The organism is Streptomyces sp. NPDC051136, assembly GCF_044455745.1.
Classification (GTDB): domain Bacteria; phylum Actinomycetota; class Actinomycetes; order Streptomycetales; family Streptomycetaceae; genus Streptomyces.
Map to the genome: position 1 here is coordinate 660,938 of NZ_JBITFE010000002.1, position 12,163 is coordinate 673,100.

General features: G+C 71.2%; 10 protein-coding genes and 1 pseudogene. 6 read left to right on the forward strand and 5 right to left on the reverse strand.

The window, feature by feature from the left end; all coding sequences use genetic code 11:
• Positions 1–459 carry an Rrf2 family transcriptional regulator gene (locus tag ACIBCJ_RS08460; protein WP_362099143.1) on the forward strand — a complete coding sequence of 153 codons (459 nt, stop codon included), beginning with the start codon at positions 1–3 and terminating at the stop codon, positions 457–459.
• A gap of 182 nt (positions 460–641) precedes the next feature.
• On the forward strand, positions 642–1,295 hold the full coding sequence (locus ACIBCJ_RS08465; RefSeq protein ID WP_362099140.1) for a DUF4360 domain-containing protein: 654 nt from the start codon (positions 642–644) through the stop codon (positions 1,293–1,295).
• Between the two features lie 18 nt (positions 1,296–1,313).
• On the opposite strand, the gene ACIBCJ_RS08470 is transcribed toward ACIBCJ_RS08465, so the two are convergent.
• The gene (locus ACIBCJ_RS08470) at positions 1,314–2,882 is read right to left on the reverse strand and encodes a substrate-binding domain-containing protein (RefSeq protein WP_365979180.1); all 1,569 of its coding nucleotides are present in this window, start codon (positions 2,880–2,882) and stop codon (positions 1,314–1,316) included.
• A gap of 266 nt (positions 2,883–3,148) precedes the next feature.
• On the opposite strand from ACIBCJ_RS08470, the gene ACIBCJ_RS08475 reads away from it, so the two are divergent.
• Complete coding sequence (locus ACIBCJ_RS08475) at positions 3,149–4,123, forward strand: arabinan endo-1,5-alpha-L-arabinosidase (RefSeq protein ID WP_365979181.1); 975 nt, start codon at positions 3,149–3,151, stop codon at positions 4,121–4,123.
• A 21-nt stretch (positions 4,124–4,144) separates the two neighbouring features.
• Here ACIBCJ_RS08475 and ACIBCJ_RS08480 read toward each other — a convergent pair whose 3' ends face one another.
• The 4 genes from ACIBCJ_RS08480 to ACIBCJ_RS08495 form a co-directional block, all read right to left on the reverse strand.
• Complete coding sequence (locus tag ACIBCJ_RS08480) at positions 4,145–5,356, reverse strand: helix-turn-helix domain-containing protein (RefSeq protein WP_362099131.1); 1,212 nt, start codon at positions 5,354–5,356, stop codon at positions 4,145–4,147.
• A 183-nt stretch (positions 5,357–5,539) separates the two neighbouring features.
• Complete coding sequence (locus tag ACIBCJ_RS08485) at positions 5,540–6,481, reverse strand: hypothetical protein (protein WP_365979182.1); 942 nt, start codon at positions 6,479–6,481, stop codon at positions 5,540–5,542.
• Between the two features lie 38 nt (positions 6,482–6,519).
• Positions 6,520–8,184 (reverse strand): DUF6801 domain-containing protein, encoded by a 1,665-nt coding sequence (locus ACIBCJ_RS08490; RefSeq protein WP_365979184.1) that lies wholly within the window; start codon positions 8,182–8,184, stop codon positions 6,520–6,522.
• Positions 8,185–8,294: 110 nt separating this feature from the next.
• The gene (locus ACIBCJ_RS08495) at positions 8,295–8,927 is read right to left on the reverse strand and encodes a hypothetical protein (RefSeq protein ID WP_362099122.1); all 633 of its coding nucleotides are present in this window, start codon (positions 8,925–8,927) and stop codon (positions 8,295–8,297) included.
• A gap of 653 nt (positions 8,928–9,580) precedes the next feature.
• Between ACIBCJ_RS08495 and ACIBCJ_RS08500 the strand changes: the two genes are divergently transcribed.
• The 3 genes and pseudogenes from ACIBCJ_RS08500 to ACIBCJ_RS08510 all read left to right on the forward strand — a co-directional run bounded on the left by ACIBCJ_RS08500 (position 9,581) and on the right by ACIBCJ_RS08510 (position 12,162).
• Entirely contained in the window at positions 9,581–10,588 is a 1,008-nt protein-coding gene (locus tag ACIBCJ_RS08500) for an ATP-binding cassette domain-containing protein (protein ID WP_362099119.1), read from the forward strand.
• An 11-nt stretch (positions 10,589–10,599) separates the two neighbouring features.
• Positions 10,600–11,349, forward strand: a pseudogene (locus ACIBCJ_RS08505) (MlaE family ABC transporter permease); the annotation flags it as partial.
• A 6-nt stretch (positions 11,350–11,355) separates the two neighbouring features.
• The gene (locus tag ACIBCJ_RS08510) at positions 11,356–12,162 is read left to right on the forward strand and encodes an ABC transporter permease (protein WP_133885878.1); all 807 of its coding nucleotides are present in this window, start codon (positions 11,356–11,358) and stop codon (positions 12,160–12,162) included.
• The last annotated feature ends 1 nt before the right edge of the window (position 12,163 follow it).

The following is a 12,163-nucleotide window of genomic DNA, read 5'->3' on the forward strand; positions in this document are numbered from 1 at the left end:
ATGAGGATCTCGGCGCGTGCGGACTACGCGGTACGGGCGGTACTGGAACTGGCCGTCCGGCAGGACGATGCCCCGGTCAGGGCGGAGGACGTGGCCGCCGCACAGGACATTCCGCACAAATTTCTGGAGGGGATCCTCGGCGACCTCAGGCGCGGCGGCGTCGTCGAGAGCCGGCGCGGCGGGGGCGGCGGGTACCGGCTGGCGCGCGAGGCGTCGGCCATCACGGTGGCGGACGTGATCCGGACCGTGGACGGCCCGATCGTCTCGGTGCGCGGCGAGCGGCCGACGGGGCTGGTGTACACCGGCACGGCCGGGCCCCTGCTGCCGCTGTGGGTGGCGCTGCGCGCCAACGTGCGCCGGATCCTGGAGGGCGTGACGATCGCGGACCTCGCGGCGGACGCCCTGCCGGACCCGGTGCGACGGCTGGCCGCGGAACCGGCGGCCTGGGAGAACCCGTAGGCCGGGCTGTGAGCCGGGTGGTGGTGGGAACCGGCCGGTGTGAATGGCCGGGAGGGCATCTGTCCGCTCCCCGGCCGCGCTCCCTACGATGCGACCGTTCTGTGAATGTCATGTGCACACCATGTGTAGATGGCGGACGCATTCAACGACATCCACCCCCCACCGACCGGGATGGGAGACCCATGGCCACCGGCCTGCTCCTGAGCGGCACCGTCGCCGCGCTCCTCACCTCCGTGCTGCCCGCGCAGCACCAGCCCTCCGGCGGGTTCGACGACCCGCCGCCGGACAAGATCGTGATCAAGGTCGCCACCGTGAACGGCTCCGGCTGTCCGCAGGGCACGGCGGCGGTCGCCGTCTCCGGGGACAACACCGCCTTCACCGTCACCTACAGCGACTATCTCGCCCGGGCGGGCGGCGACTCCGCGCCCACCGACTTCCGCAAGAACTGCCAGCTCAACCTGCTGGTGCACGTCCCGCAGGGCTTCACCTACGCCGTCGCCAGTGCGGACTACCGCGGCTTCGCCTCCCTGAGGCCCGGCGCCCGGGGCACCCAGCGCGCCTCGTACTACTTCCAGGGCTCCCCGAACACCGAGTACCGCACCCACCCCTTCGGCGGTCCCTACGACGACAACTGGCAGGCCACCGACAGCACCGACTGGGCGCAGCTGGTCTGGGCGCCCTGCGGGGTCCAGCGCAACTTCAACATCAACACCGAGCTGCGGGTGAGCGCCGGGACTTCCGACCCCGGCGAGGTGAGCTTCATGACCATGGACTCGACGGACGGCGACATCAGCACCGTGTACCACCTGGCGTGGCAGGAGTGCCCCGGTTCCTGACCGGGCCGCCCGCCGCGCTCACCGCGCGGCGGGCGCGCCGTCCGGCCGGCACAGCAGCGGCTTGTCCAGCTCGGCGCAGGGCCGGTGGCCCCTGGAACGGATCACGTCCTTGCCCACCTCGTCGGCGAGATAGCGCAGGAAGCCCGCGGCGATGGAGTCGGCCGGCGGTTCGCCGTACGTGTAGGCGATCTCCGTCTGCCAGTACGGGTACGCCCCCTGGTCGGCGCCCTCCAGGGTGGCCGGGTAGCCGTCGATGCGGATCTGCCGGACACCGTCGTGCGCGGCGGCGGCGCCGACCTCGCTGTGCCCCAGGGCGCCGGGGGTCGAGGCCACCGTGTCCAGCAGTGTCCCGGTGCCGCCCACCTCGCAGCGGCCCGGACGGTCGCGGCGCAGGCCGGCGCAGTCGGGCGTGGTGACCGCGGGGACGGAACGGCCGCCGAGGACCTGCCGTTCGAGGGTGGTCCGGGTGCCCGAGCCGGGATTGCGGCTGACCAGGTGGACGGGCACGTCGTTGCCGTTGACCTGGTTCCAGTTGGTGACCTTCCCGGCGTAGATGTCCCGCACCTGCCGCAGCGAGAGGTCCTCGACCCCCGTGTCCTCGTGCACGACCAGGGTGAACAGGGACAGCGCCACGGGCCTGGGCAGCAGCCGCGGCCGGCCCTCGGACTTCGGTCCGTCGCTGAACGAGAGCCTGTTCCCGAGGCCCCGGCCGTCCGGCAGCCGGGCCTCCCCGCCGGCGGCGGCGAGGGTGTCGAGGCCGTCGACGCTGCCCTTGAAGGTCGTGGCGCTCAGCGGGATACGGGCGTCGGGGCAGGTCCGCTCGTACTGCGCGGCCGCCTCCCGCAGCACCGGCGCGAAGGCCGTGGAGCCCGACAGGTACAGGGTCCCGGCGGCGCAGTCCAGCGGCGCGGCGGCGTCGTCGCCCCCGCCCAGGGTGAACGCCGACTGGGTGGCGCTGACCAGGATGAGCGAGGCGAGCAGCCAGCGGACCTGCCGGGAGGCGAAGGGGTAGTACGCGGTCTTCTTGATGGCGCCGCCCCGTACTCCGCCGATGATCCCCGCGGTGACCTCCGGCTCGGGGAACTCGGGGTCGGTGAAGCCCTCTTCGCGGTCCAGCACCGCCAGGACCTTGTAGTGCGCCCTGCGGTTCAGTATCACCTTGGGCAGCTTGATGACCCTCCCCGTCGTCTCGAACCCCTCGGCCCCCGGCACGAAGAAGGTGGGCGGCACCTGGGGGCTGCGCTCGGTGACGGCCATGCCGACCACGCGCCGGCCGGGGAAGGCGATGCGTATGCCCACGGGGTCGCTGGCGGGCGCCACGTAGTCGCCGGCGACGACGGGACTCCAGCCGGCGTTCTCGATCCGCAGCAGCACGACCGAGGGGTCGCGCAGCGCGGTGCCGTCCCACTGCATGCGCTGAAGCACCGTGGTCTCGGGTCCCGAGGCGGCCGAGTCCCGGATCGTGGTGTCCAACTGGACGCGGTAACCGAGCCGTTTGCGGCCCGCCAGCACGAACTCCCACAGGGCGGCCGCCACCGGCACGGCCAGGCCCAGGACGGCGGCCACCGAACCCCACGACACACTCACGTCCGGCTCCCCCTCAGGACGGTGACACGGGAGGCCATGGTGGCGGGGGAGCGGCGCGACGGGGCACGGATCCGCCGACCCGCCCGCCGGAATTCACGCACCGGCCACCTGGGACACCCGGTGTTTCTCCGGACGCCGGTCACCGTCGCCGCGCGAACCATTGACGCGCAAGCGCTTCGATTCTACGTTCCCGTCCGAACAGGCGTCCGTCGTTCGTCATGTCGAACGAGTCGATGGACCACACGGACCGGAACCGGAGCGCCCCCATGAGCCGCACGCGCAAGCGAACCGCACTCCTCGCTCTCCCCGCCGCCGCCCTGCTCGCCCTCGTCCCCGGCACGGCGTCGGCCTACCCGGACCCCGGCCGGGTCACCGGCTCCGTCGTCACCCACGACCCGACGATGATCCGCACCCCGTCCGGGCAGTACCGGCTCTACGCCACCGGCGGCGGCATCAGTGGCAAGACGTCCGCCGACCGCACCGCCTTCACCGCGGGCGCCGACGCCTTCGGCACCCGGCCCGGCTGGTGGTCGCGGTACTCGTCCGTCCCGGAGGCCTGGGCGCCGGACATCTCGTACCACGGCGGCACGTACCTGATGTACTACTCCGTCTCGTCCTTCGGCTCCAACACCTCCGCCATCGGACTCGCGCGCTCCTCCACCGGGGCGCCGGGCAGCTGGAGCGACCACGGCATCGTCTACACGTCGAATTCCGCCAGTGACCACAACGCGATCGACCCGAACCTCTTCGTCGACGACGACGGCCGGTGGTGGCTCTCCTTCGGCAGCTGGTGGACCGGCATCAAGATGATCCGCCTCGACCCGGCCACCGGCAAGCAGCTCGCGTCCGACACCGCCCGCCGCTCCCTCGCCTCCCGCCCGACCGGCACCAAGGCCGTCGAGGCCCCGTACGTCGTCAAGCGGAACGGGTACTACTACCTCTTCGCCTCCTACGACACCTGCTGCGCCGGCACCGGCTCCACCTACAAGGTGAAGGTCGGCCGGGCGACGAGCGTCACCGGGCCCTACCGGGACCGCGACGGCGTCGCCATGACGGACAACGGCGGGACACCCGTGCTGGAGTCGCACGGCAGCGTCATCGGACCCGGCGGACAGTCGATCATGAACGACGTGGACGGCGACCTGATCGTCTACCACTACTACGACGGCGCCGACAACGGCACGCCCAAGCTCGGGATCAACCTCCTGGACTGGAGCAGCGGCTGGCCCGTGGCCCACTGACCCCCGGGCGGGCCGCGGACGTCACCGCGCGTCGTCGTGGCCGCGCAGGTGGAGCGAGCGCAGTGCCACCTCGATGGCGAAGCGGTGGTCGGGGTCGGCGAGCCGGTCGCCCAGGTGGGCGTCGAGCGTCCGCAGGCGGTAGCGGACGGTCTGCGCGTGCACGCCCAGCATCTCGCCGACCTGCTCCGCGGGCGCCCGGGTGGACACGTGCACGCGCAGGGTCTCCACGAGCCGGTCGCGGCGCCTGGCCGGAAGCGCGTCCAGCGGGGCCAGCTCACGGGCCGCGATCCGGTCCACCAAGGCGGCGTCGGACAGCAGCCACAGGGTGGTCAGGTGGTCCTCGCAGCGGATCAGCGGCGCGTCGGGAATGACATCGTCGTCAACGAGCTGGAGCGTCCGGCGGGCCCAGCGGACGGAGTCGGCGGCCTGGGTGATCGGCACGGTCAGGCCCACCGCGGCACGGGTGCCGGCCAGGGCGGTGCCGATCATGTCGAGGCGGGCGGGGGTCAGTTCCCCGGGCACCAGCAGGTGCGGCTGCGGGATGTCGAGGTCGGCGAGGACGTCCCGGTCGAGTCCCGCCTGGATGTGCTCCGGTGCCGGGGACTGAAGGGCGACGAGGAAGCACGACCTGGGCAGCTCCCAGGCGGCGGCCTTGCACAGCTCGGAGACCGCCGTGCGGGGCAGCGGCGCGGAGGCGAGCAGGAAGTGGAGTAACTGTCTTCGTAACGCGGACTCCTCGGAGGCGGCCCGCTCCCGCACCTCCGCGTACCCCTCGCGGGTGATCGCCTCCAGTTCCTCGACGTAGGCGAAGAGGGCGTCGGCGAAGGCGAGGATCAGCGAGGGGGAGAGGCTGTACTGCCGTCCCAGCGTCTTGGCCCGGCGCAGCGCGATGCGGGCGCCCAGCCGGTACGCCCCTTGCAGAACTTCCAGGTCGCGGCCCTCGTAGGCCTCCACCCGGCCGAACCTGCGCAGCAGTTCGTCCCGCAGCTCCGAGCTGCTGGAGGGGTCGGCCACCCGGTCCACGAAGGCGGTCAGCGCCTGCTCGACGCCCTGGCGGATCGCGTCCCCGTCCGGACCGTTGAGCAGCCTGCCGTACACCGGATAGCTGCGGGTGACCTCGGTGCGTATCTCGTTCAGCAGCCCGGGAAGCAGCGGTCGCATGAACGCCGCGAACTTCTTGGGCAGGGGGTCGAGCGGTTCACCGAGCACCGGGGGAGGCGCGCTTGAGGGCATGAGCGATCCCTTGCCGTCGACATGTCCGGTGGGGCGGACCGGCCGGGCCCCGCCCTCGGCGGGCGGAGCCTGGACCGGCCCACTGGGAGTTCACCGGTCTGGCAAGCTGACGGTAAATCAACTTTGTTGTGTTGTACATCTCTTGGGGAGGAATCGTGTCGCGGTTGTGTGGGCCCGCGGCTGTTACCCGACGGCCGAGTGCCAGTTCCTCGAGAGCACCTTGCCCGCGTCGGGGACGACGGTCCCGGGCGCGTTCAGGCCGGTGAGGTGGGTCCGGGTGTCGTTGAGGGTGACGCTGTTCTTCCCGGCCGCGGAGGGCAGCCCGGTCTTCGCGTTGACCGCGGCGTTGATCAGGCCGATGTTCAGGCCGCAGCCGGTCGCGCCGGGCACCGCGAAGGTGCTGTCGTTCTGCGTGGCGCCGACCAGGTTGATCCGGCTCATCTCGCCGGCCTCGTCCTGGGTGCCGTCGCCCCGGAAGAAGGTCATCCCGAACTCGGGGTAGTTGCGGTTCGCCGGGTGCAGCACGATCGGGTTGGCGGCCGTCCCGATGTAGCACTTGTCGCCGAGGAGCGGGTTCTCCAAGTGGATGCGGACCGGCAGGGCCACGATCGGCAGGTCGGTGAGAACGCCCGCGGTCTGGTCGAAGGCGTAGGGCGCGCCGACCGACTCCATGGTCGCGGTGATCTTGTTGAGGCTGGAGTTCTCCAGCGACTTGCAGATCCCCGTGATGACGAAGATGTCGCTCGGACACATCAGGCCGAGCAGCCCGCCGGGCACGGAGGCGGGCTCGGCGACCAGTGCTCCGGAGGCGGGGGCGACCACGCTGCTGGTGCCGTCCGCGTTCTGTACGACGCCGATCTGGAGGTTGGTCCTGCCGGTCGTCACGGTGGTGGAGCCCAGCTTGATGGAGCCGCTCGCCGACGTGGACACCACGCACTGCGGGGTCCGGTCGAAGCCGTCGGCGGCCAGCATCGCCGGGGCGTCCACGGGGCAGCGGGTGAAGGGGGCCCATTCGCCGTTCAGCGCGGGGTCGGCGGCGGTCGCCGTGCCCAGGGAGGCGAAGGCGCCGAGCGCGGTCAGCGCGGACACGGTGGCGAGCCGGGTGCGGGTGGAGATCGGGGGCATGGTGGTGGCCTTCCGTGGAGGTGGGAGACGGGGGGCGGTCAGCGCTCCGCGACGGGGACCTCGTAGGGCTGGAGGTCCTGGGTGCACTGGCCTTCGTTGTCCGGGCTCGGGAACACCGGGGCGGCGATCGCGCACGTCTGTCCCTGAACCTGCTTGATGTAGTTGCCGGGACCGGAGACGGAGGCGGTGAGCAGCCGGTCGAGGTCCTCGCCGTCGGTGCCGCAGCCGGTGAAGGCGGGGACGGTCGTCTCGCCGGACAGCACGCCGCCGCTCAGCAGCAGGTAACCGGTGGCCGGCAGGCCGATGACCTGCTCGCCCCGGCCGTAGAGCACCAGGTGGTCACCCGGGAAGTTCGCCGGGTCCGGGTCCTCGGAGGTGAGGGACGTCTCGGTCCGGCACCCGGAACCGACGTCCAGGGGCGTTCCGTTGACCTCCAGATCCCGTACGTGCAGGACCAGCGGCGCCCGCACGTAGGTGTCCGTGATCGTGGTGAAGTCGGACAGGCGGATCTTCATGCGCGAGTCGATCCGCAAGGGGCCGGTCTGCTCCAGCACCATGGTCGCCTTCACCGGGGTGAAGTCGAAGGACAGGAAGGTCGCTTCGAACGGCGGGGTCTGCTTGCGCTCCCGGTAGTGGAAGTCGCCGTACGACACGGTGTCGAAGATCAGGTAGTCCGGGTCGGCGGGACCCGGTACGGGGAGGCCCTGCTCGATCAGCACGCAGGACGGCGGCAGGTACGCGGCGCCCTTCATCTTCTTCACGTTGGCGTAGCCGGTGACGTAGGCGTTGAGCGACACGTCCGTGGGCGGGTGCCGCTCGTCGTAGCGGCACGGAGGGACCTTGCCACGGTCCGCGGCGGCGCCGGGGCTGTTCTCCAGCACCTTCGGCGACCGCTCGGACTGCCGCTCCCGCTGCGGGTCGTCCGGCCCCTCCGGCTGCCCGTCCCGCGGCGCCCCCGAGGTGCCGTCCGCCCCGGGCGAGGAGGGTGAACCGCTCGCTCCCGGTCCGCCCGCGCCGACCGGCACGGTGGCCAGCAGGCCCCGGCCCGGCGCGTCCTCGGCGAGGGCGCAGTCGACGGTCAGCGCACCGGGCCCCTCGGTGGCCGGGTCCCCGGTGGGCCCGGTTTCCCCGGTTTCCCCGCCGCCCTCGGTGGCGCTCCGGTCCGCGGCGGTGTCCGGGGCGTCGAGCGCCAGGTCGATCGCGAGGGCTCCCGCGGAGAACGTCAGGTCGCCGTCGCCCTGGCCGGCCACCGAGGGCACGTCGCCCCCCGTGACCAGGGCCAGCGGCCCCGACGCGGGCAGCGCCAGCGGCTCGGCGCTTCCCCGCCAGGTCGCCGTCGCCGAGGCCGCGTTCTGGGCGACTCCGACGTCCAGCCGGGTGGCCGCCCGTACCTCGGTCGCGCCCGTCCCGGTGAGGTCCGCGACCGCCTCCGCCGGGAGCTCCACCGTGGTGGTGACGTCGGACGGCGTGAAGGCCTCGCCCGCCGCGGCCCGCTCCGGGAAGTCCGCCGAGATCCGTACCGTCGCGGGCAGCGGACCCGAGGGCAGGGTGCAGACGTAGGGGAGTTCGGCCTCGACCTCCTGGGTTCCCGTGGCGGACGCCGTGGTCGGGATCAGGGCGGCGAGCACGACGAACGCGGCGATCGAGGTGGTCCGGGCGCGGACCCGGAGCGGCCGCGGGGCGGCGGCTGGCTTGGCTGTCAATGCGACTCCGCTCGGCTGGCTCGGACGGGGGCCGGTCTCCCAGGGCACGGCACACGGCCCGCGAACGCCCGGCCGGGGTGCCGGCCGGGCGGGCGTGGCTGGTCGGCGGCCTACGGGTTGGAGCCGACGATGGTCGGGATGACGGTGGTGCCCGCCTTCTTGACGGCGTAGTTGCCCTTGAAGGTGGGCTTCGTGGCGGTCGTGACGATCGCGCCGCAGTTGACGGGGTTGGTGACCACCAGTTCACCGGCCGTGCTGTTGATCGCCAGGACACCGGTGGAGTTGGTGTAGGTGCCCGAGGCCTTGCCCGTCACGGTGAACTTGCAGGCGCCGGCGGTCACGTTGGCCTTGACGTTGCCCACGTAGCCCTTGGTGACGCCGGTGGACGCGGTGTAGTCCTGCGCGATGACGTCCCACGGGGTGACCGACGTGGTGGTGACGTTGCCCAGGACGCTGGTGCACGGCGAGCCGGACGCACCGAAGTTCATGGTGGTGATGTCGGCGACGTCACCGGGGTTGCCGGTGGCGCTCGCCATGGTCCCGGCCGCGGTCGAGACCGTACACGTCATGGGGATGGTGGCGGTCAGCACGATGTTGCCGACGTTCGTCGCCTGGAAGCTGGCCGGCGAGGGGTTCACCGTCCACACCGTGGAGGGCACCGCCGAGGACGGGACGGCGGCAAGACCCAGCGCCGACGCGGCCGCACACACCACGAGGGCTGACCTTCTCATGCTCTTCTTCATGGCTGGGGAGTCTCCTTGAGGGTCGACCTGCATTGGGCCGTGACGTTACTCGCGGGAAACATAGCCGAACAATGTGGCCGTCCATGATTCTTTGAAAACTGGAACAAGCTGTTTCCGGAGTGAGCGAATCACGATTCCCCTTAGTCACCTGCTGCCAAGGACGGGACGTCCGGCCGATGATGCCTCATCTCCGTGAAGCTCACCCGGGACGGCGTCGGAATACTCATCCGATGACAAGTTACCGACGGGTTTCTGTGCTTTCCCTGACAGGTTGCGGAGGGTGCGGGTCGGTATCCCGGAAAACTCCGATCCCGGTGTTGCCCGCCGAGGTTACTCGGCCGTAACGTGCCGGTGCGGTGCTCGGTTCCAGGTCGGTGGCCCCCGTCGGCCGGAGCCATGGCGGACGCGCTGTGCCCACCTCCTGTGCGGCCCGGGTGTCCGCCGGCGGGGTCCCGCGGGCTCCACACCCCCCGGAGCCGCGAGACCCTGCCCTGTCTCCCCGGAGACAAGTGTGCGGCGGCCGGTTTGTCTGCGCGGTGACAAGTTCCGCGGGAGCGCCGAAGATCCGCGCCGCACCCGTTGTCAGTGCGCTCCGGGCCGCCTTAACGTGCGGGCCCGCAGCGCGTTTCCGATCGGCGTCCGCTGGAGGTGATATGGGAATCGAAGTGGTGGTCGAGGGCCTGACCAAGTCCTTCGGTAAGCAGAGCATCTGGCGGGACGTGTCACTCACTCTTCCGGCCGGAGAGGTCAGCGTGATGCTGGGCCCGTCCGGAACCGGTAAGACCGTTTTCCTGAAATCGCTCATAGGGTTGCTCAAACCCGAGAAGGGCCGTGTCCTCATCAACGGAGTGGACATGGTGAACAGTCCGGAAAGAGACATCTACGAGACCCGGAAACTCTTCGGCCTGATGTTCCAGGACGGTGCTCTCTTCGGGTCCATGTCCCTTTTCGACAATATCGCCTTCCCGCTGCGCGAACACACCCGCAAGAAGGAGTCCGAGATCCGCCGCATCGTCATGGAGCGGATCGAGGTCGTCGGACTGCTGGGGGCGGAGGGAAAACTCCCCGGGGAGATCAGCGGCGGCATGCGCAAGCGGGCGGGACTGGCCCGCGCGCTCGTCCTCGACCCGCAGATCATCCTGTGCGACGAACCGGACTCCGGGCTCGACCCGGTCCGCACCGCCTACATCTCCCAGCTGCTGATCGACCTCAACGCCCAGCTCGACGCGACGATGCTGATCGTCACCCACAACCTCGACATCGCCGCCACCGTGCCCGACAACATGGGGATGCTCTTCCTGCGGGAACTGGTCACCTTCGGCCCGCGCGAGGTGCTGCTGACCAGCGACGAGCCGGTCGTGGCCCAGTTCCTCGGCGGCCGGCGCGAGGGGCCCATCGGGATGTCCGAGGAGAAGGACGCGGCCACCCTCGCCGCCGAGGCGGGCGCCCCCGCGGCCCCGGCCGGACCCCGCGTGATCGTCCCGCAGCTGGAGCCGTCGCCCGGCATGCCGCCGCGCCGGGCCGTGGCCCGCCGGCGCGAGCGCGTCCTGGGCATGATCGACACCCTGCCGCCCGCCGCGCGGTCCGCCATCCGGGACACCTACGCGAGGAGTGCCGAGGCGGCCACCCTGCCGATGCCCGCCGCCGGGAGCGGCGCGTGATCACGGGCGCGCTGCGGCAGACCGGACGGCTCTTCGCGCTCGCCGCCGAAGTGGTCCGCGCCGTCTTCCGAAGACCCTTCCAGTTCCGCGAGTTCGTCGAGCAGTTCTGGTTCGTGGCGAGCGTGACCATCCTGCCCGCCGCCTTGGTCTCGATCCCCTTCGGCGCCGTCATCGCCCTCCAGGTCGGCTCCCTGACCGAGCAGCTGGGCGCCCAGTCGTTCACCGGCGGCGCCAGCGTCCTCGCCGTCGTCCAGCAGGCCAGCCCGCTCATCGTCGCCCTGCTCATCGCCGGCGCCGGCGGCTCCGCCATCTGCGCCGACCTCGGCTCCCGCAAGATCCGCGAGGAACTCGACGCCATGGAGGTCATGGGCGTCTCACCCGTGCAGCGCCTGGTGGTGCCCCGGGTGCTGGCCGCCATGGGCGTCGCGGTCCTGCTCAACGGCCTGGTCTCCGTCGTCGGCATCCTCGGCGGCTACTTCTTCAACGTGATCATGCAGGGCGGCACGCCCGGCGCCTACCTCTCCAGCTTCTCCGCCCTCGCCCAGCTGCCCGACCTCTACGTCAGCGAACTCAAGGCGCTGGTCTTCGGGTTCATCGCGGGCATCGTCGCCGCCTACCGGGGACTCAACCCGCGCGGCGGGCCCAAGGGCGTCGGCGACGCCGTCAACCAGTCCGTCGTCATCACGTTCCTGCTGCTCTTCTTCGTCAACATGGTGATGACGGCCGTGTACCTCCAGATCGTCCCGCCGAAGGGAGGCTGAGGTCCGATGGCCTCCCCGCTCGTCTGGCTCGACCGCTCCGGCGACCAACTGCTCTTCTACGTCCGGGCACTGCTGTGGATCCCGCGGACCCTGCGCCGCTACCTCAAGGAGGTGCAGCGCCTGCTGGCCGAGGTGGCCTTCGGCTCCGGCGGCCTCGGGGTCATCGGCGGCACCATCGGCGTGATGATCGCGATGACGCTCTTCACCGGGACCGTCGTCGGACTCCAGGGATACGCGGCCCTCGACCAGATCGGCACCGCCGCGTTCACCGGGTTCGTCTCCGCCTACTTCAACACCCGCGAGATCGCCCCGCTCGTCGCCGGACTCGCCCTCTCCGCCACCGTCGGGGCCGGGTTCACCGCCCAGATCGGCGCCATGCGCATCAACGAGGAGGTCGACGCGCTGGAGGGCATGGGCATCCGCTCCATGCCCTACCTGGTCACCACCCGCATCATCGCCGGCGTGGTCGCCATCGTCCCGCTCTACGCGATCGGCCTGCTCTCCTCCTTCCTCGCCTCCCGCTACGTGACCGTCCTGTTCAACGGCCAGTCCCGCGGGACCTACGACCACTACTTCAACCTCTTCCTCTCCCCGACGGACGTCCTGCTGTCCGTGCTGAAGGTGCTGATCTTCAGCGTGATGGTGATCGTCGCCCACTGCTACTACGGCTACCGCGCCTCCGGCGGCCCCGCCGGGGTCGGCGTCGCCGTCGGCCGGTCCGTGCGCAACGCCATCGTGCTGATCAGCGTCACCGACTTCTTCCTGTCGCTGGCCCTGTGGGGCGCGACCACGACCGTGAAGGTGGCGGGGTGAG